General features: G+C 69.2%; 17 protein-coding genes. 14 read left to right on the top strand and 3 right to left on the bottom strand.

The features are described 5' to 3' along the window. Positions 1-6: 6 nt before the first annotated feature. The gene (locus tag AB0I43_RS25765) at positions 7-1,119 is read right to left on the bottom strand and encodes a ferredoxin reductase (protein WP_356974180.1); all 1,113 of its coding nucleotides are present in this window, start codon (positions 1,117-1,119) and stop codon (positions 7-9) included. Positions 1,120-1,274: 155 nt separating this feature from the next. After that, positions 1,275-1,949, bottom strand: coding sequence for a helix-turn-helix domain-containing protein (locus AB0I43_RS25760; RefSeq protein ID WP_357432703.1), 675 nt, complete (start codon positions 1,947-1,949; stop codon positions 1,275-1,277). Positions 1,950-2,065: 116 nt separating this feature from the next. On the opposite strand from AB0I43_RS25760, the gene AB0I43_RS25755 reads away from it, so the two are divergent. The 7 genes from AB0I43_RS25755 (at position 2,066) to AB0I43_RS25725 (ending at position 9,992) form a co-directional block, all read left to right on the top strand. Beyond that, positions 2,066-3,565 carry an MFS transporter gene (locus AB0I43_RS25755; RefSeq protein ID WP_356974183.1) on the top strand — a complete coding sequence of 500 codons (1,500 nt, stop codon included), beginning with the start codon at positions 2,066-2,068 and terminating at the stop codon, positions 3,563-3,565. Positions 3,566-3,699: 134 nt separating this feature from the next. Then, positions 3,700-5,511 (top strand): hypothetical protein, encoded by a 1,812-nt coding sequence (locus AB0I43_RS25750; protein ID WP_356974184.1) that lies wholly within the window; start codon positions 3,700-3,702, stop codon positions 5,509-5,511. Between the two features lie 64 nt (positions 5,512-5,575). Beyond that, positions 5,576-6,418 (top strand): adenylate/guanylate cyclase domain-containing protein, encoded by an 843-nt coding sequence (locus tag AB0I43_RS25745; RefSeq protein ID WP_356974185.1) that lies wholly within the window; start codon positions 5,576-5,578, stop codon positions 6,416-6,418. A gap of 60 nt (positions 6,419-6,478) precedes the next feature. Continuing rightward, positions 6,479-7,390 carry an ATP-binding cassette domain-containing protein gene (locus AB0I43_RS25740; protein WP_356974186.1) on the top strand — a complete coding sequence of 304 codons (912 nt, stop codon included), beginning with the start codon at positions 6,479-6,481 and terminating at the stop codon, positions 7,388-7,390. Further along, on the top strand, positions 7,387-8,178 hold the full coding sequence (locus AB0I43_RS25735; RefSeq protein ID WP_356974187.1) for an ABC transporter permease: 792 nt from the start codon (positions 7,387-7,389) through the stop codon (positions 8,176-8,178). The genes AB0I43_RS25740 and AB0I43_RS25735 overlap by 4 nt, the downstream gene beginning before the upstream one ends. A 77-nt stretch (positions 8,179-8,255) precedes the next feature. Continuing rightward, entirely contained in the window at positions 8,256-9,209 is a 954-nt protein-coding gene (locus AB0I43_RS25730) for a TIGR03560 family F420-dependent LLM class oxidoreductase (protein WP_356974188.1), read from the top strand. 243 nt (positions 9,210-9,452) lie between these two features. After that, positions 9,453-9,992, top strand: coding sequence for a PadR family transcriptional regulator (locus tag AB0I43_RS25725; protein ID WP_356974189.1), 540 nt, complete (start codon positions 9,453-9,455; stop codon positions 9,990-9,992). Positions 9,993-10,065: 73 nt separating this feature from the next. Here AB0I43_RS25725 and fabD read toward each other — a convergent pair whose 3' ends face one another. Beyond that, the gene (gene fabD / locus AB0I43_RS25720) at positions 10,066-11,046 is read right to left on the bottom strand and encodes an ACP S-malonyltransferase (protein WP_356974190.1); all 981 of its coding nucleotides are present in this window, start codon (positions 11,044-11,046) and stop codon (positions 10,066-10,068) included. Between the two features lie 536 nt (positions 11,047-11,582). Between fabD and AB0I43_RS25715 the strand changes: the two genes are divergently transcribed. The 7 genes from AB0I43_RS25715 to AB0I43_RS25685 all read left to right on the top strand — a co-directional run bounded on the left by AB0I43_RS25715 (position 11,583) and on the right by AB0I43_RS25685 (position 18,707). Beyond that, positions 11,583-12,377 carry an SDR family NAD(P)-dependent oxidoreductase gene (locus tag AB0I43_RS25715; RefSeq protein WP_356974191.1) on the top strand — a complete coding sequence of 265 codons (795 nt, stop codon included), beginning with the start codon at positions 11,583-11,585 and terminating at the stop codon, positions 12,375-12,377. A gap of 106 nt (positions 12,378-12,483) precedes the next feature. Beyond that, positions 12,484-12,882 carry an acyl carrier protein gene (locus tag AB0I43_RS25710; protein ID WP_356974193.1) on the top strand — a complete coding sequence of 133 codons (399 nt, stop codon included), beginning with the start codon at positions 12,484-12,486 and terminating at the stop codon, positions 12,880-12,882. Between the two features lie 11 nt (positions 12,883-12,893). Then, the gene (locus AB0I43_RS25705) at positions 12,894-13,340 is read left to right on the top strand and encodes a hypothetical protein (protein WP_356974195.1); all 447 of its coding nucleotides are present in this window, start codon (positions 12,894-12,896) and stop codon (positions 13,338-13,340) included. Then, positions 13,337-14,593: a beta-ketoacyl-[acyl-carrier-protein] synthase family protein gene (locus AB0I43_RS25700; RefSeq protein ID WP_356974197.1), complete on the top strand. Its 1,257-nt coding sequence runs from the start codon at positions 13,337-13,339 to the stop codon at positions 14,591-14,593. The genes AB0I43_RS25705 and AB0I43_RS25700 overlap by 4 nt, the downstream gene beginning before the upstream one ends. Continuing rightward, positions 14,590-15,087, top strand: a complete 498-nt coding sequence (locus AB0I43_RS25695; protein ID WP_356974199.1) for a hypothetical protein — start codon at positions 14,590-14,592, stop codon at positions 15,085-15,087. The genes AB0I43_RS25700 and AB0I43_RS25695 overlap by 4 nt, the downstream gene beginning before the upstream one ends. Beyond that, a complete protein-coding gene (locus AB0I43_RS25690; RefSeq protein ID WP_356974201.1) occupies positions 15,084-16,352 on the top strand; it encodes a beta-ketoacyl synthase N-terminal-like domain-containing protein in 1,269 nt (422 codons plus the stop codon). Before AB0I43_RS25695 ends, AB0I43_RS25690 begins: the two co-directional genes overlap by 4 nt. Positions 16,353-16,373: 21 nt before the next feature. Then, complete coding sequence (locus AB0I43_RS25685) at positions 16,374-18,707, top strand: beta-ketoacyl-[acyl-carrier-protein] synthase family protein (RefSeq protein WP_356974203.1); 2,334 nt, start codon at positions 16,374-16,376, stop codon at positions 18,705-18,707. The last annotated feature ends 13 nt before the right edge of the window (positions 18,708-18,720 follow it).

Raw genomic sequence — 18,720 nt, 5'->3', positions numbered from 1 at the left:
GTGCTCCTAGAGATCGAGAGTGCAGTCGCCCGAGGCGGTGCTGATGCAGGTCTGGATTCGTTCGCCCTCGCGCCGTTCCGCGCCGTCGCGCAGATCCCGGGCGTAGCCGCCGGCCAGGGGAACGACGCAGGTCTTGCAGATGCCCATGCGACAGCCGAACGGCATCGCGATGCCGAGTTTCTCGCCCGCTTCGAGCAGCGTTGTCGCGCCGTCGATCTCGGCTTTCTTGCCGGAGCGCGCGAAATCGACCGTCCCGCCCTCGCCGCCACGATCGGTGCGGGCGATGGCGAAGCGTTCGACGTGCAGGCGGCCGGAAAGACCGGCGGCGGCGTAGTGGGATTCCATCGACTCCAGCAGGCCCGGCGGCCCGCAGGCCCAGCATTCGCGGTCGCGCCAGTCCGGCACCCATTCGTCCAGGCGCGCGGTCTCGAATTTGCCCATGCGCCGGGTCAATTGCAGGCGCAGGTGATAATTGCGTGCCTCGTCCGAACGGGCTTCCAGTTCGTCGAGAAAGATGACGTCTTCGCGGGTGGGCGCGGAATGGATGTGCTGGATGTCCGGGGTCGCGCCGCGTGCGGCGAGTGCGCGCAGCATGGCCATCACCGGTGTGACGCCACTGCCCGCCGTCACGAACAGGATCGAGCCGGGGACGGGCTCGGGCAGGTGGAAATCGCCCTTGGGCGCGGCCAGGCGGATGATCGTGGCGGGCCGGACGCCGTCGACCAGGTGACTGGACAGGAAGCCGTCGGGATTGGCCTTGACGGTGATCGAGATGGTGCGGTCCGCGGTTTCACCGATGGAGGTCAGCGAGTAGGAACGCCAATGCCAGCGGCCGTCGATCCGCAGGCCGATGCCGATGTACTGCCCCGGCTTGTAGACGGCGGGAAAGCCCCAGCCCGGTTGGATCGTGACGGTCGCCGTGTCGTCGGTTTCCTTGACGACGTCGACGACCTTGCCGCGCAGTTCGCGGGCGGTCCACAGGGGATTGAGCAGACGCAGATAGTCGTCGGGCAGCAGCGGCGTGGTGGCCCGGGCGGCCAGGCCGCGCAGAATATTGACCTCCGGGCGTTTTGCCTCGACCTCGGTGGCGGGGCGTTTGCTCCACTTCAGCAGATCCACGGCGGTACAACCCCTTCTGTGTACATTCGTACACTCGGAAATCGCTACTCCACCGAGAGTATCCGCATTTGGCGGAACCAATCAGCCGATGCCGGGATCAGGACAGCGCACAGTTGTCCTCCGAATGGACTGTGACACAGCACAGTCGCCGGGAGTCAGCGCCTGTGCCCCTCGCAGAGATGGGATTTCGCCCGCTCGACCTGTTCGTCGGTGAGCGCGCCCACCGGCAGCGGGCGGCGCGGCGTGGTGTCGGCGCGCACACCGTTGAGGGCGATGGCCAGGTAGCGCCGCCACAGGTCCGGGTCGACCGGCTTGGCGAATTCGGCGAGCGCGTCGACCATGTGGATCAGCGCGAAGAAGTCCGGGGCCGCGATATCCGGGTGCAGCGCACCGGCCGCGCGCGCCCGGTCGACGACGGCGGCGACGGTCGGCTTGACCCGGTCGCGCAGGGAGGCGAAGCGCTGCGGGTCGTCTTCGAGTTCGAGGATCACCGCACTGAAGCCGCGGTTGGCCGCCACGTGCGTGCAGGCGTATTCGATGAACTGCACGAGGCCCGCCCAGGGATCGGGGTGGGCGGCGGCGGCCTCGGCGGCCGTGGCCATGTCACCGACGTGGGCCTCGAAGACCTCGGCGATCAGTTCCTTCTTGTTGGCGAAGCGGCGGTAGACGGTCCCCACGCCGACGCCGGCGCGCTCGGCGACGTCGTCGAGGGTGGTCTCGAGTCCGCGCTCGGCGAACAGTTGCCGGGCCGCCTCGAGGATCCGCTGCTGGTTGCGGGCCGCGTCGGCGCGTAACCGCCGGGGCGCGCCCGCCGTAGTGGCGTGATTCACAGGCTCATCCTTGCAGAAAGCGGGATTAAGCGGAGGCACTTCCTCCGTTATGGTGATAGCTTAGCGCGTAAGCGGAGGACGCGCCTCCGCATCAAGACTTGGGACAAAGGGGACACATGACTACCACGTTCGACCGTGGGGCACCTGCCCCCGAGAAGACGGACGAGGGCCGTCGCGGCGCACACGCGCTGCGCTGGTGGGTACTCGCCGTGCTGGGCGTCGCGCAGCTGATGGTCGTGCTCGACGCGACCGTCGTGAACATCGCGCTGCCCGCGGCGCAGGCCGACCTCGGATTCAGCGACGGCGACCGGCAGTGGGTCGTCACCGGTTACGCGCTCGCCTTCGGCAGCCTGCTGCTCCTGGGCGGGCGCCTCAGCGACCTGTTCGGCCGCCGCAACACCTTCATGCTCGGCCTGGTCGGCTTCGCCGTGGCCTCGGCCGTCGGCGGCGCGGCCACCAGCTTCGAGATGCTCGTCGCGGCCCGCGTCGGCCAGGGCGTGTTCGGCGCGCTGCTCGCGCCCGCCGCGCTGTCGCTGCTCACGGTCACCTTCACCGAACCGTCGGAGCGGGCCAAGGCCTTCGGCATCTTCGGCGCCGTCGCCGGCACCGGCGGCGCGCTCGGCCTGCTGCTCGGCGGCATGCTCACCGAATGGGCGTCGTGGCGCTGGGTGATGTTCGTCAACCTCGCCTTCGCGGCGGTCGCCCTGGTCGGCGCGATCATGCTGCTGGCCAAGCACGTGGTCACCGAGCGGCCCAAACTCGATATCCCGGGCACCGTGGTGGTCACCGCCGCCCTGTTCGGCATCGTCTACGGCTTCTCGCATGCCGAATCGACCAGCTGGACCAACCCGGTCACGCTCGGCTTCCTGATCGGCGGCGCGATCCTGCTCGCGGTGTTCGTGCGGCTGGAGACCCGGGTCGCGAATCCGCTGCTGCCGCTGCGCATCGTGCTGGACCGGACCCGCGGCGGGTCGTATCTGACCGTGTTCGTCATGGGCATCGGTATGTTCGCGATCTTCCTGTTCCTCACCTACTACATGCAGCTGAGCATGGGCTACTCGCCGATAAAGACCGGCCTGGCGTTCCTGCCGATGGTCGCGGGCATGGTCGTCTCCTCGACCACGGTGCCCTCGCTGGTGCTGCCCCGGATCGGCCCGAAGATCGTGATGAGCGGCGGCTTCCTGATCGCCGCGGCGGGCATGGCCTGGCTGACCCAGATCAGCCTGGACAGCGCCTATGTCACCCACATCCTGCCCGCGCTGGTCCTGATGGGCCTGGGTCTCGGTGGCGCGATGTCGACCGCGTTCCAGGGCGCGACCGCGGGTGTGCGGCACGAGGACGCGGGTGTCGCGTCGGCGATGATCAACACCAGCCAGCAGGTCGGCGGGTCGATCGGCACGGCGCTGCTGAGCACCATCGCCGCCTCGGCCGCGACCGACTACCTGGGCACGCATCAGCCGGGTCCGCTCGCCGTGGCGCAGGCGCAGATCGAGAGCTACACCACCAGCTTCTCCTGGGCCGCCGCGATCTTCGTGGCGGGCGCCGTGATCACCGCGTTCCTGATGCCGAACACGGTGCCCGTGCCCGCGGAAGGGGAACCCGTTATCGTGCACTGATTTTCGGTGCGCACGGCACAGCGCCCGCGTCAACGGTGACGCGGGCGCTGTGTTCTGTCCGGCGGGATGTCCGAGACACCACGCCACCGGCGGGTGCCGCGCCGCTAGAGCCCGCGCGGCTACGGTGAAACGCGATGGACACCGCAGAGGTCGCCCTACCCCGGCCCGTTCGCCGCGCGCGAGCGGAGCCGCCCGCTCCCCCGGCCGGTCGGTGGATCGTCGTCGTGGCCGTTGGCCTGATCCTCGGACAGCTGGCCCTGCGCGGCTGGGTCGCCGGCAGCGGCTACTACTACTGGGACGATCTGATTCTCACCGGCCGGGCCGCGAGCTACCCGCTGTGGTCGGCCGAACTGCTGCGCTACGACCACGACGGCCACTTCATGCCGCTGGCCTTCGCCGCCGCGTGGCTGCTGACGGCCGTCGCGCCGATGCAGTGGAGCGCGGCGGTCGCCTCGATGCTCGTCCTGCAACTCGTGGCCTCGGCGGCGGTGCTGCGCGTGCTGATCGTGCTGGTCGGCGTCCGACGGATCATCCTGGCCCCGTTGGTCTTCTATCTGTTCTGCCCGCTGACCCTGCCCGCGTTCGCGTGGTGGTCGGCCGCGCTGAACGCCCTGCCGCTGCAGTGCGCGCTCGCGTGGGTGATCGCCGAGGTGGTGCTGGTGCTGCGCGGCGGCCCGCGCCGCCACGTCGTATCCGCGCTGCTGGTGTTCGCCGTGGCGCTGCTGTTCTTCGAGAAGGCGGTGATCATTCCGCCCGTCGCGCTCGCCGTGGCCGCGCTCGCCCGCTACGTGAGCGACGGCCGGGTCGGCCGGCGCGAGATCCTGCGGCGCGGTGCGGGATTGTGGGCCGGGTTCGCGCTCGTGACGGCGGTATGGGCGATCGTTTTCCTGACCGTCGTCGACGTCTCGGCCGAGCAGCACAGTGTGGGTGAACTGCGCAACCTGCTGGTGCGCGCGACCTCGTTCGGCTTCGTGCCGAGCCTGTTCGGCGGGCCGTGGCTGTGGGAGCGCTGGGTGCCGTCGACGCCGTGGGCGGATCCGCCGGGCTGGGCGGTGGCCGCGGCCTGGCTCGCGCTGGGCGTCGTCGCGGCACTGTCGATCCGGGGCCGGTGCCGGGTGTGGGCGGTGTGGCTCACCGCGGCGGTCTGTGTGCTGATCGCCCAGTTGCCGGTCGCGCTGGCCCGCAGCGGACCCAATACGGCGGGCGAGATCATGCTGTCGCTGCGCTACTTCGCCGATGTCACCGTGATTCTCGCGGCGGCGGGCGTCCTCGTGCTCAGCGCCCGGCCGCGCCGCCGGCTGCGCGCCGGCGCGGGCACGGCGACCGCGGTGCTGTCGCTGTTCCTGGTGAGCAGTCTGTGCACCACCTACACCTTCGTCCGCTCCTGGCGCGCCGACCCGACCCGCGACTACCTCACCACCGTCGCGGCGGAACTGGCCGAGCACGACGACGTGCCGCTGCTGGAGCAGGAACTCCCGTGGGCGGTCCTCAATCCGCTGGTGTATCCGGAGAACCTGGCCAGCCGGGCGCTGGCCGCCCTCGCGCCGCCGGGCGCCTTCGCGCAGTCGACGCCGCGCCTGCGGATGATCACCGATTCCGGCGCGATCGTCGACGCGGAGGTCTGGTGGAACCGGAGCATCCGGCCCGGACCGGAGCCGGACTGCGGCTATCGGGTGCGCGGCGGGCCCGTCTCGCTCCCGCTCGACGGCCCCATGCTCGAGCACGAATGGACCGCGCAGCTCAACTATCTCGCGAACCGCGACGGCTGGATCACCCTCGGCTTCGAACACGGCGAACCGGTGTCGGCGCCGGTCCGCCAGGGCCTGAACACCAGCTTCGTGCGCGTGATCGGCAGTGGCCGGGAGCTCCGGATCTCCACCCGCACAGCGGATCTCGCGCTCTGCGTGGGGGTCGGCCCGGTCGGCGTCGCCTCCTACGACAACTGAGCGGCGCGCAGCGGCTAGAGTCGGACGCGCTGTGTCCCGACCACTTCTCCGACGGATTCCGGTGATGATCGAGCTCGTTCTTGCGGTAGTAGCGGTGCTGGAAGCCGCCGGGTTGGCCGTGCTGGTCGTGCTGCTGCGGCGCAGCCGCCAGGAGCTCGCGGAGCTCCAGCGGCGCGTCGACACCCGGGAGCTGTGGAAGATCACCGGCCGGGAAGCGGTCAAGACCGTGTGGGATACCGCGAATGTGTTGCGCAAGAAGGGCTTCCGCGGCGCCGTCCGGTCCTCGATCGAGGAGCTGGCCGGGTGGGCCCAGGTGGAGCGACCGGATCTGGCCCGGCTCACACCCGACGGGCACGTGGTGCTCGCGTTCTCCGACATCGAAGGATCCACCGCGCTCAACGAACAACTCGGCGACCGGGCCTGGGTCAAACTGCTCGACCGCCACGACCGGCTGATCCGCAAGTGCGTCGCCGAGCACGACGGGCACATCGTGAAGAGTCAGGGCGACGGCTTCATGATCGCGTTCGCCGAGCCCGAACAGGCGGTGCGGTGCAGCCTGGACATCCAGCACGCGCTGAGCAACGGCGGGGCCCCGGCCGGGCGCGAACGCATCCGGGTGCGCATCGGCATCCACATGGGCCGGTCCGTGCGGCGCGGCGACGACCTGTTCGGCCGCAACGTGGCGATGGCGGCGCGTGTCGCCGGACAAGCCGACGGCGGCGAAGTGCTAGTCAGCGACACCGTGCGCGAGGCGCTGAGCACGCACCGCGACATCGCCGTGGCCGGCGCACGCGAAGTCGAACTCAAGGGCCTGCGCGGCACGCATCGGCTGTCCGTGGTGGAACGGGTGCGGGTTGAGACGCCGCGCAACGGCGGCTCCGGCCGAGGAGCTCACTCTCGAGAGTGACTCCCGAAGTTCGCTCCGAGGAGGGATGTGGGCCGCTGCCTGCGTCCATAGGCTCGAAGCATGATCGAAGCACGTAGCTTGACCAAGCTCTACGGCAAGACTCGCGCCATCCACGACCTCACTTTCACCGTCGAACCCGGCCGCGTCACCGGGTTTCTCGGACCGAACGGCTCCGGCAAGTCGACCACCATGCGGTTGATCCTGGGCCTGGACGCCCCGACCTCCGGCACCGTGTCGGTGATCGGCCGCAAATACAGCGACCTCGTCCATCCGCTGCACACGGTCGGCGCGCTGCTCGACGCCGGCGACGTACTCCCCTCCCGGTCGGCCGCTCAGCACCTGGCCTTTTTGGCCGCCAGCAACGGCATTCCGCGCCGGCGCGTCGAGGAGGTGCTCGATCGAGTCGGCTTGGCCGATGTCGCGGGCAAGCGCGTCAAGGGCTTCTCCCTCGGCATGCGCCAGCGACTCGGCATCGCCGCGGCCCTGCTCGGCGACCCCTCGGTGCTGATTCTCGACGAGCCGGTCAACGGCCTGGACACCGAGGGCATCCGCTGGATCCGACAGACGCTACGGGCGATGGCCGACGAGGGCCGTACGGTGTTGCTCTCGAGCCACATGATGAGCGAGACCGAGCTCGTCGCCGATCATCTCCTGGTGATGAGCAAGGGCGAGCTCATCGCGGACGAGCCCACCGCCTCCTTCGTCGAGCGCGTCGCCGAACCGTCGGTGCGGGTCCGCAGCGAGAGTCTGGCCGAGTTGGCGGAGGTGCTGGGCGACCGGATCTCGATCCGCGGCGATGTCGGCACCGTGCGCGCCACCCGGTCGCGCGAGATCGGCCGGATCGCGGCCCTACGCGGCATCGTGCTCGACGAGCTCACGCCGCTGCAGGCCTCGGTCGAGGACGTTTACACCCAATTGGTCACCGGCCAGCACACCTTCGAACCGCACGACGTAATGCAGGAGTCCGCATGACCGCCACCGCTGTTCCCCTGATCTCCCCCGTCGGCCGCTGGTCACCGCTGCGTTTCCAGGTACGGTCCGAGCTGGTGAAGGCCCGCTCGGCCCGGTCGCTGTGGTTCCTGCCGCTGCTGGCCGTGATCATCGGTCCGGCCAGCGCCTTGCTGGTCGGCCTCTCCGACAGCCTCGAAGCCCATGACACGGTGCTCGGCGGCGCGCTGACCGCACTCACCTTGCCCGTGGCGGTGATCGGCGCGTGGGGTGCGCTCATGATGACCACCGAGTACTCCTCCGGCACCATCCGGCCGGTGCTCGCGGCGACACCGCAGCGCGACACGGTGTTCGCCGCCAAGGTGATCACCACCGCGACGATCTCCAGCGTCGTCGGGGTGCTGTCGACGACGCTGGCCTACCTGGTCGGCATCGCCACCATCGATTCCGCGAAATACGCTGCGGGCCAGCCTTTTCCCGGACTGCTCGGAATCTACCTGGTATTTCCGGCGGTGGCGCTGTTCGGCTTGGCCATCGGGCTCATGCTGCGCAGTTCGGCCGGCGCCGTAGCGGCCGTCAGCGCCCACGTCGTGCTCCCCGAAGCGGCCTCCGCCACGGCTTTCGGCGAATTGCACAAATTGATGACGCTGGTTGCGCCGACCGCCGTCGTCGGGAAGCTCTCCCAGAGCGCCGATGCCGCGGACGCGCTCATCGGGTCGCTGGGCGGCTGGCCGCGACTGGGCCTCGTCGTCCTGGTGACGCTCGGCGTCCTGTTCGGCGGACGCCGCGCCCTGATCCGCAAAGACGTGTGACACCACCCGCCCTTCACTCTCGGAGCAAGCAGATGACGAAACCAGCTGGGCGTGCGATCGTTCGCCTCGGATATCAGATGCCCGATTTCAATTTCGGAGCAACGGTCGACAAACTCTTTCCGACGGTCATCGCGCAGGCGCAGGAGGCCGAGCGCGCGGGATTCGACACCGTGTTCCTGACCGACCACTTCTACCAGCGTTTCGGCCCGCCGCACGGGCCGACGCTCGAGGCGTACACCGCGCTGGCCGCCCTCGCCGCCACGACCGACCGAATTCAGCTGTCCACCTTGGTGACCGGGAACACCTATCGCAATCCGGCACTACTGGCCAAGACCGTGACCACACTGGATGTGGTCAGTCAGGGCCGGGCCATGCTCGGCATCGGCGCCGGCTGGTTCGAGCTCGAGCACCGGTCCTACGGCTACGAGTTCGGTTCGTTCACCGAACGTTTCGAGAAACTCGACGAGGCGCTGCACATCATCGAGGCGATGCTGCGCGGAGCTCGTCCCAGCTTCGAAGGCAAATGGTACCGCGTCGAAAACGCCATCAACGAGCCCCGGATGCGCGACGATCTGCCGATCATGCTGGGCGGAGCTGGCGAGAAGAAGACCTTCGCCCTGGCCGCGCGCTACGCCGATCACCTCAGCATCGGCTGCGACGCCGTCGAACTGCCGGGCAAGCTCGAGGCCCTGCAACGCCGCTGCGACGAAGCCGGGCGCGATCGCGCGACGCTCGATGTCAGTTATCTCGCCTTCGTCGCCATGGACGAATCCTCCGCGCACGCGCACCGGGCGGTCGACGAGATGTTCGCCCGGCGCGTGGGTGACCCGGACAAGGTCGGGCGAGTGCGCGCCGGCATGGACGGCCGGTTGTTCATCGGCAGCCCCGACGAAGTCGCCGACCGGCTCCAGGAGCAGGTTCTCGCGCTCGGCGTGAACGGTCTGGTCATCAACATGGTCGCTAACGGCCATCAGCCGGGCGTGCTCGAACTCGCCGGGAAAACGTTGGCCCCCTTGGTCACAACCGCCTGACGCCACGAATGCCTCGGCGCCGCTGCGGTGCCGAGGCATTCGATCCGAAAAGCATTGCGGTGCAAGGGGCGCGCGATCCCCACACCGGTTGACTCGCCAACAGTCCGAAATGTATAGTCCGGCCCACAGGTTGAGTCCCGGAAGTGGACACGTGAATGACGAAACGCGCGAATCCACAAACAACCGAGACAGGGTCCGTCGCTGCATTTGCGGCCAACCCTCGACACGAGAGGAGTGAGCCGCTTGTCCGAATTCAAACTCAGCCCGACGTCATATCTGGTATTGAGCCTGGTGGCACGCACCGGCCCTTGTACACCATTCGATATCAAGAAGCATGTAGACAGATCGATCGGTTTCTTCTGGTCCTTCCCGCATTCTCAGATATATGCCGAGCCCGAACGCCTGGCCGAAAAGAACCTACTTTCCGGATACCAGGAAGCCACGGGCCGTCGCCGGCGAATTTATAGTATCACCGATCAAGGCCGGGCACGACTCGAAGAATGGCTTTCACACAGTGCCGACGCTCCCACCCACGAACTGCGGGACAGTGGTCTTCTGAAACTTTATTTCGGCAGCCTGGCAGCCCCGACCGACGTGGCGAAAGTCGCCGAGGCGGAGAAGTCCGCGCATCAGCAACGTCTCGACCGCTATCGCACCGCACACCACTCGCTGTCCGGAACCCCGGAAAGCGACGCCAACGAATTGCTGGTCCTGGAATTCGGAATCCGCTACGAGTCACTCGCCGTGGAATTCTGGGACACGGTCGCGGATCGCCCGACCTAGCCCGCGGCAACCCGGCGCCGAGTCGCCGCGGATCGCCCACCTCGAACGGGATGGATATCCCGAAATGAAAGGCTCAGGACGCACTCCGCAAACCGGCTTCGGCACCGAATCCGACCGCGCCGGCCAGAGCCTCGATACGCCGAGCCTCGCCCGCGGAGTGACAGACGACCTCGGGATAGGTTCGTTTACACAATCCGGTCAGGACTCGGCCGGGGCCGACTTCGACAAAAGCGTCGACGCCCCGAGCACGCACGGCCGCCAGCGTTTCGCTCCACCGCACGGATCCGGCGAGCTGCTTGCGCAGCGCGGCCCGGGCCTCCTCGCCTGTTCGCACCGGCCGGGCGGTGACATTGGCGAGGATCGGAAGCACCGGCTCCGCGAAGCGCACACTCGCCAGATCCGCCGCGAACTCGGCCTCCACGGCCGACATCATCGAACTGTGGAACGGCGCGCCGACCTTGATCCGCTTCACCTTCACCTCGGGGCGGCCGAGCGCGAGCACTCGTGCGGTGAACCCGGCGACTCCCTCGACACTGCCGGACACCACCGTTTGATCGGCACTGTTGTAGTTCGCGACTTCGATCACCGCACGGGTCTCCAGCCGGACGGCGGCGCAGATCCGCTCGACTTCGGCGGCGGGCAGACCGAGCGCGGCGGCCATGGCGCCGGGCGTCGACTCGTTCACTCCGGCCATCAGCATCCCGCGCCGGCGCACCAGCCTGAGCGCGTCGGTCCACTCCAGCACTCCGGCGGCAACCAGCGCCGTGTACTCACCGAGGCTGTGGCCGGCGACGACCACCGGCGGCGGCAGCAACTCGGCCAGGACGCGGTAGGCAGCGAAACTGGCGACGAAAATCGCCGGTTGCGTGATATCGGTACGTTCGAGCCGATCCTCCGGCCCCTCCCAGCACAGGCGGGAGAGCTCGAATCCGAGAATCTCATCGGCGGTGGCGAATATCGGGGCCACCAGATCCGGGTACGCGTCGCGAAGATCGCGGCCCATCCCGATTCGTTGCGAACCTTGGCCGGGAAACAAGTACGAGGCTGCGTGCATTCCAAAACTCCATCGCGAAATACGGGTATCTCAGGAACCCGGAAGAACAGGCCGCGACGGACCCCATCGTTTGTCGCAGCATCAAGGTGACCCCCACCCACTGTGATTATGCGCCCGAATCGGACATTTCCGGCCGAGAGTGTCCTGAATCACTGTCATACCTTGATAGTCGCCTGCCCAGTTTGATTTCCGGCAGCGCGGTCCGCGCGCCGTGCGATACCGATCCGTAAACATTGGATGTCGCATTACCGCCGACGCCGGTCCAATTTCGAACCCGGCAAACTCCGCAACTCGCCGCACCGATTGCCACAGAAATGCCGACACCCTGCGAATAGCGCCGGATAAATCGCACACGAGCGATTCCGAATGGCGTCTCCGGCGACTTTCCGAGCATCCAAACAGGTGTGACTAGCGTCACGGTTTGGTCAGTTGCACAGGGTTGTTGCGAGCTGGATCATCGGTTTCGGAAAGTGTGGATCCGATCGTTCGATCCGAATGGTGCCGCACTTCCGAGACAGTGCTCAGGGGAGGGCTGTATGGGTTCAATTCACACCGGCCGCGCCGCCTTGGTAACCGGCGGATCGGGCGGTATCGGACAAGCGATCTGCCGAAAGCTGGCCGCGGAGGGCGCATTCGTCGCGGTCAACTACTTTCGCGGCGAACAGTCCGCCAAAGAGCTGGTCGCGGATATCGAACACCGTGGCGGCCGCGCCGTCGCGATCCAGGGTGACGTTTCGCTTCCCTCCGGCGCCGAGGCCGTGGTGCGGGAGACTCTCGTCCACGCCGGGCGACTCGACATCTTGATCAACAACACCGGCATCACCCGGAATCGACTGATCATGCAGATGGACGAGGCCGACTGGCTCGACGTCATGCGGGTCAACTTCGGCGGCGTGTTCAACTGCACCCGGGCCGCTTCGGCCGCCCTCACTCAGCAGGACGGGGCGGCCATCGTGAACATCTCGTCCGTGATGGGCCAGCGGGCCTGGCTCGGCGCCTCGGCCTACGCGGCCTCCAAGGCCGCGATCAACTCCTTCACTCGGGCATCGGCGCTCGAGTTCGCCCGCTTCGGTATCCGTGTCAACGCGGTGCTGCCCGGCTTCGTGGAAACCGAGATGATCGCCGACGTCCTCAGCGCCGGCACCGGCGACGGCATCATCGGACAGGTGCCCGTGCCGGGCGCCACCGCGGTCGAGGAGGTCGCCGAACTGGTGTCCTTCCTCGCCGCGACGCACACCGCTCACCTCAGCGGCGCGCTGATCCCGATCGACGGGATGGGCGGCGGCACTTTGCTGCTGGGCAAACCACTGAAGAAGACCGCCCGCCGCTAGCGGGTTTCCACACCTCGAGCGCACACAGCGTCGTGTTCGTGCCGACGTCCTTTCTCGCACATCGATCGTGCGATTTTCCGAACACCACAGCCAGAGGGGTACAACCATGTCCGAAACCAGTGTCATCGACGCCGTCCGCGAGATCGTGGCCGAGGCGGTCGCGCTCGATATCGACGAAGTCGACGCCGACGCAACGCTTTTCGGTGAGGTCGGCGCCGAATCGATCGATCTGCTCGACATCCTCTTCCGGATCGAGCGCCGGCTCGGCGTCAAGATCACGACCAGCGAGCTGAGCGAGCGGATCCAGGGCGGCATTCCCGACGAGCAGTTCGGCACCGAGGACGGCGTCGTCTCCGATGTCGGCCTGGCGCAGCTGGAAAAGGTGATGCCGCAGATCGACCCGGCCGAGCTCAGCGGCAAGCTGCCCGCCGAGGACGTGATGAACCTGTTCACGGTACGCAACCTGGCCGATCTGGTCTCCCCGCACGTGGCCGTGGCGAGCTGACCGGTGCGACGATGAGATTCCACCTGGTCGATCGCATCGAGACCGTCGAGCCGTGGACCCGCATCGAGGCGGTCAAGCTCACCAGTTCCAGCGAAACCTATTGGGCCACCGATGATCACGGCCGATACATGCCGGTGCCGATCCAACTCGAGGTGCTCGCGCAGAGCGCGGCCTGGCTGGTCTACCTGAGTACCGAACGCCGGCACCGCGCGGTGCTGCTGTCGGTGGGCGCGGTACGCGCGCGGTCGCGGGTGGGCCCCGGTGACGATCTGCTCGCCACCGCCGAGATCGGGTCGGCCGGTGACACCATCGTGGTCTCGGGCCGGCTCTCGGTCGGCGGGCGGACCGCGCTCGAGGTCGAGGACCTGATGTGCGCCCTGATCGACGCCGACCTGCTCGAGGACGCCGAATCGGTGGGCGGTCGCGAAGAAATACTGCGAAGTGGAGTGCACTCATGAGCAACACCGTCGTCATCACCGGCATCGGTGCGGTCACCCCGGTGGGCAACACCGCGGCCGACACCTGGTCCGCATTGGCCGCGGGCCGCAGCGGGGTCGGGCGGATCGCCACCTTCGATCCCGGCTCTTTCTCGGTGCAGATCGCCGGCATGGTCCGTGACTTCGCCCCCGCACCCGAATTGCTGAGCACCGGGCGCTGGGATCTGCTCACTCGGGCAGGCGGGTTCGGCGTCGTCGCGGCGGCCGAGGCGATCGCCGACGCGGGTGAGCTGGACGGGCATCACGCCCCCGAGCAGCGCGGCGTCTTCGTGGGCGGCCACGTCGGCCGGCCCGAGCCCGCCGAGCTGGCCGAGATCGGGCGCACCCGGCAGCTCAGCGGCGGAACCGAGATCTACCGCCGCGCCCCGGAGAGCACCCTGCGCTGTGATCAGGGCATCGATCTCGCCGCCATCGCGGAGGTGGGCGGCTGCCGCGGGCCGATCAGCGGGATCAGCACCGCGTGCGCGTCGGCCACACACGCGATCGGTGAGGCGTTCCGGCGCATCCAGGCCGGGGAGATCACCATGGCCGTCGCGGGCGGTCAGGACGCATTGACCACCTGGCTCGACGTCTCGGGCTTTTCGCTGCTGGGCGCGCTGACCACCCGGTACAACGATGACCCGACCCGCGCCTCCAAGCCGTTCGACGCCGACCGGGACGGGTTCGTGCTGGGTGAGGGCTCGGTGCTCATGGTGCTCGAGGACGAGCGCGTAGCCCGGGCGCGCGGCGCTCGGATCCTCGGGCGGATCGGCGGCTACGCGGCGACGATGAACGCCTACCGGATCACCGATTCGCCGCCGGACGGCGGCGGTTCGATCACCGCGATGGCCAACGCGATCGCCGACGCCGGCCTCGACCCGGCGGCCGTCGACTGCGTCTATGCCCACGGCACGAGTACGCCGGGCAACGACACCTCCGAGACCGCGGCGATCAAGCAGGTCTTCGGCGCGCACGCGCACGAGCTGCTGGTCACCTCGCCCAAGTCCATGACCGGGCATCTGACCGCCGGGGCGGGTGCGCTCAATGTGCTCGCCGCGCTGCGTGGTTTCGCCGAGGGGGTGGTGAGCCCGACGATCAACCACACCGAACCGGATCCGAAGCTCGATCTGGACTACGTCCCGAATCAGGCACGCGCGGCACGGATTTCGGTGGCTGTGGTCAATTCGTTCGCCTTCGGCGGCACCAATGCCTCGCTGCTCCTGGAGGCGGCGTGAGCATCGACAGCATCCTCTCCGCCCCGCGCTGGGACGGCGAACTGCGAGTGCCGCCGGACGAACTCGCACTGGCGGGCGGACTGTGCCTGGACCGGATCCTCGAGCTACGTCCCGGCGCCGGCGCGGTCGCGCTCGCGAACGTGCCGTCCACGCTGACCGTATTCGACACCCACTTCCAGCGTTTCCCGGTGCTGCCGGGAGTGCTTCTGCTGCACGGGATCTCGAACCTCTCCGACTCCCTGCTGGCGGCGACCACCGGCGGGCGGTGGCAGCTGGGCTCCGCGCGCCGGGTGCAGTTCCGCCACTATGTGCGCCCCGGCGATCAGCTCCGCCTCGCGGTGGACCTGCGCACGCACGACCGGTCACACGCGGTGCTCTCCGGGCGGATCACCGTCGGCGACACCGTCGTCGTGCTCGCGCGCGAACTGGCCATGGTTACCGACTCGCAACCGCCACATGACCCGTCCCCACAGCCAGCTAAGGAACTCCCATGAATCGCGTTGTGATCAGTGGCATCGGCGTGGTGTCGCCGCTGGGCCTCGGTTTCCCCCAGACCTGGAAGGCGCTGCTCGCCGGGCACAGCGCGGTGCGACCGATCCAGCGGTACGACCCGTCCTCGCTGCGCGCCCGGCTCGGCGCGGAGATCACCGGCTTCGACGCCAAACCCTATGTGCGCAATCGGAAGTCGCTGCGGCTGATGACCCGGGCGAATCAGCTGGCGCACACCGCGGTCCGGCTCGCCGCCGACGAGGCGGGGATCGGCCCGCAGACCCCGGGCAACGACACCGTCGGGGTCTTCCTGGCCAGCGAGAACCAGATCGCCGATCCACGCCACGTGCTGGACGCGACGGTCGAAGCGCGCGAGGACGACGGCTCGATCGATATGGAACGGCTCGGCAAAGCCGCGGCGAACATGTACCCGCTGTTCTTCGTCGAAGGTCTGCCCTCGGCCGAAATGTTCTTCCTGTCCGACGAATTCGGATTCGCCGGCCCCAGCGCCTTCCAATCCGGGGCGGGCGACGCGGGAATCAGCGCGATCGGCAACGCCTATCGGGCCATCGCGCGCGGCGACACCGACGTCGCGGTCGCCGGCGGCTTCGACGATGCCGTGTCCTGGTGGTGCGCTTCGAAACTGGATCGGCTCGAGATACTGACCGCCGCGGTCGATCCCGACGCTGTCCGGCCCTACGACCGCGCGGCCTCGGGCTCGGTCCTGGGCGAGGGCGCCTGTGCTCTCGTGCTCGAGAGCTACGAGGCCGCGCGCCGGCGCGGGGTGCGGCCGTACGCGGAGATCGTGGGCTTCGGCGGTGGCTGGGAGCCGACGGAACCGGGCCGGATCTGGGGTGACGGGTCCGGCCTGGCCACCTCGGTCCGATCCGCGCTGCGCGAGGCCGCGATCGACGGCAGCGCCGTCGGTTACGTCGCCGCGGACGGCGCCGCCGTCCCGCGCGCGGACGCGGCCGAAGCCCGGGGCCTGCGCGCCGGGCTCGGGGCCGGCGCGGACACCGTCTTGGCCGGCAGCGTACAACCCGCGGTCGGCCAACTGCTCTCCGCGGCAGGCACTTTGAATGTCGCACTGGCCGCGGCGGCGCTGCGGGAGGGCGCGGTTGCCCCGACCCTCAACCTCGAAGACACCGCCCCCGAGTGCGACCTGGACTGGGTGCCGGGCACCGCGCGCGACCTCACCTCCGACTACAGCCTCGCGGTCGGCCGGGGCCTGTCCGGCCAATCCGCGGCGCTGGCTCTCAAGCGCATCTGAAACCCTGAACAGGAGTCCGTCGTGAAGGAACGAGAAGAATTCGGCGCCGCGCCGATGCAGACCGTGGTCGTGGTCGCGGTCGGGGCCGTCACCTCCCAGGGTGAGACCGCCAAGGCGCTGTGGGACGGCGTCAGCACCGGCCATGTCGCGATCCGCCCGGTCGAGCATCTGCCGATGGCCGAGTACCGCACCCGGATCGGCGGCGAGGTCCGCGCGCCCGTTCCGCCGTCGCCGATCGCGGCCGCGGTCGGCGGATTCCGGGATCGCGCTTTCGATTTCGCGTTCGCCGCCGCCCAGGAGGCGATGGACGCCGCGCACACCCTGGTCTCCGGGGTGGAGCCGCGGCGCCGGGCGATCGTGCTCGGCACCTGCAACGCCGGACTGCTCAGCACCATGGAGTGGCTCGGCGACGGTACCGGCAACGGCGCCGCCGAGCTCGCGATGTACGGCCCGCCGCAGGCCATCGCCGAGTCGCTGGCGGCCGAATTCCAGTGTCAGGGACCGACGTTGACGGTCAACACGGCGTGCGCGGCCGGCGCGAACGCGATCGGATACGCGGCCGATCTGATCGCGTTCGGCCGCGCCGACATCGTGCTGGCGGGCGGCACGGACGCGCTCTCCGACGTCGCCTATGCGGGGTTCAACTCGCTGGGTTCGCTCTCCCCCACACCGGCCGCGCCCTACCAGGACAAGCGCACCGGGCTCTCGCTCGGCGAGGGCAGCGGCATGCTGGTACTGGCCCGCGCCGACCTGGTGGCGGCGGCCGACATCGAACCGCTCTGCGAGGTGCGGGGTTACGGCCTCTCGGCCGACGGCTATCATCCGACCGCGCCGCGGCCCGACGGCACCGGCGCGGCCCGGGCGATGCGGGCCGCGATGGAGTGGTCGGGTCTGGGCGACGACGAGATCGGCTACATCAACAGCCACGGCACCGGCACACCGCGCAACGACAGCGCCGAAGCCAAAGCCACCCGGCTCGCCCTGCGCGCGGCCGCGGATTCGGTGCCGGTGAGCAGCTCCAAGTCGATGATCGGGCATCTGCTCGGCGCGGCCGGGGCGGTAGAGGCGATCATCACCGTCGGCGCGCTGCGCAACGGCGTGCTGCCGCCGACGGCGAATCTCGTCGTCCCCGATCCGGAATGCCGCCTCGATCACATCGCCCGTGAGCCGCGGGTGCGGCGGCCGCGCAACGCCATCTCGAACAACTTCGCGTTCGCCGGCGCGAACGCCAGCGTCGTCTTCGCCGAGCGCCCGGCCGGGCCCGTTCGGCCGGCGACGCGGACGAGCCGGGTCGTGCTGACCGGAGCCGGGGCCGTCGGGGCGGCCGGCGTCGGCCTGGAGGCCGCCCTGCGAGCCTTGTCCGAGGAGCGCGATTGCGCCCGCCTCGAGGACGGAATGCGCCTGGGCCGCATCCAGACCGACCCGGCCGAGCATCTGACCCGGCGCGAAGCGCGGCGCATGGACCGGCTCGGACTGCTCTCGACCTTCGCCGCGACCCAGGCCGTGCAGGCCGCCGGAGCCGATCTCCTCACCGCGGATCCGACCCGGGTCGGCGTGGTGTTCGGCACGGGTCTGGGGCCCATGCAGGCGATGGAACAGTTCGTCGCGCCGCTGCGCGCGGAGGGCGCGGCCGCGGCCAACCCCGCGGTCTTCCCCAACACTGTCTACAACGCGGCGGCGGGCAGCGTCGCCACCCTGCTCGGCGCGCTCGGGCCGACCTCCACCGTCACCGCCGGCCACGCCGCGGGCGCCAACGCGCTCTGCTACGGCTACGACCTGGTCTCGGCCGGTCGTGCCACCGCGATCCTGGCCACCGCGGCGGACACGCTCACCGCGCTGGTCGCGCTCGCCTACCGCCGCCTGGGGGTTCCGATGGGACCGCGCGACGCCTTCACCCTCGCCGAGGGCGCCGCCACCGTCGTCCTGGAAGACCTCGGCAACGCGACCCGGCGCGGCGCCACCGTCTACGCCGAGGTGCTCGGGCACGCCTGCGCCTCCGACGCGCTGGGGGCCGGACGGACCGATCGCCAGGGCTCGGGCACCGAGCGTGCGATGCGGGCGGCGCTCGAGAGCGCCGGACTCGGGATCGCCGAGATCGCCCAGGTGTGGACCAACGAGACCGGCTGGCCGGCGATCGACGCACCGGAACAGCTGGCGCTGGACCGCGTTTTCGGCACCGCGGGTCCGCGGCTGATCGCAGCCAAGCGAACGCTCGGCGAGCAGATCGGCGTCGGGGGCCTGCTGGCGACCGCGCTGGCGGCGTTCCATCCCGACCGGCCCCGCGACGGCGCGGTGCTGGTGAACAGCTCTTCGCTCGGCGGCACGCATTTCAGCATCGTGCTGGCGCCGAACTGATCGACGGACACGA

The sequence above is a fragment of the Nocardia sp. NPDC050435 genome (assembly GCF_040655395.1).
Taxonomy (GTDB): domain Bacteria; phylum Actinomycetota; class Actinomycetes; order Mycobacteriales; family Mycobacteriaceae; genus Nocardia.
Note: the sequence above shows the minus strand (reverse complement) of the source record. Positions and strands in the feature narration are given on the sequence as shown.

What these genes read in the sequence shown, in the direction of transcription:
- AB0I43_RS25710 (WP_356974193.1), top strand. Translation starts at nt 12,484, where the DNA reads ATGTCCGAAACCAGTGTCATCGACGCCGTCCGCGAGATCGTGGCCGAG.
- AB0I43_RS25755 (WP_356974183.1), top strand. Translation starts at nt 2,066, where the DNA reads ATGACTACCACGTTCGACCGTGGGGCACCTGCCCCCGAGAAGACGGAC.
- AB0I43_RS25715 (WP_356974191.1), top strand. Translation starts at nt 11,583, where the DNA reads ATGGGTTCAATTCACACCGGCCGCGCCGCCTTGGTAACCGGCGGATCG.
- AB0I43_RS25745 (WP_356974185.1), top strand. Translation starts at nt 5,576, where the DNA reads ATGATCGAGCTCGTTCTTGCGGTAGTAGCGGTGCTGGAAGCCGCCGGG.
- AB0I43_RS25705 (WP_356974195.1), top strand. Translation starts at nt 12,894, where the DNA reads ATGAGATTCCACCTGGTCGATCGCATCGAGACCGTCGAGCCGTGGACC.
- AB0I43_RS25730 (WP_356974188.1), top strand. Translation starts at nt 8,256, where the DNA reads ATGCCCGATTTCAATTTCGGAGCAACGGTCGACAAACTCTTTCCGACG.
- AB0I43_RS25735 (WP_356974187.1), top strand. Translation starts at nt 7,387, where the DNA reads ATGACCGCCACCGCTGTTCCCCTGATCTCCCCCGTCGGCCGCTGGTCA.
- AB0I43_RS25700 (WP_356974197.1), top strand. Translation starts at nt 13,337, where the DNA reads ATGAGCAACACCGTCGTCATCACCGGCATCGGTGCGGTCACCCCGGTG.
- AB0I43_RS25740 (WP_356974186.1), top strand. Translation starts at nt 6,479, where the DNA reads ATGATCGAAGCACGTAGCTTGACCAAGCTCTACGGCAAGACTCGCGCC.
- fabD (WP_356974190.1), bottom strand. Translation starts at nt 11,046, where the DNA reads ATGCACGCAGCCTCGTACTTGTTTCCCGGCCAAGGTTCGCAACGAATC.
- AB0I43_RS25690 (WP_356974201.1), top strand. Translation starts at nt 15,084, where the DNA reads ATGAATCGCGTTGTGATCAGTGGCATCGGCGTGGTGTCGCCGCTGGGC.
- AB0I43_RS25750 (WP_356974184.1), top strand. Translation starts at nt 3,700, where the DNA reads ATGGACACCGCAGAGGTCGCCCTACCCCGGCCCGTTCGCCGCGCGCGA.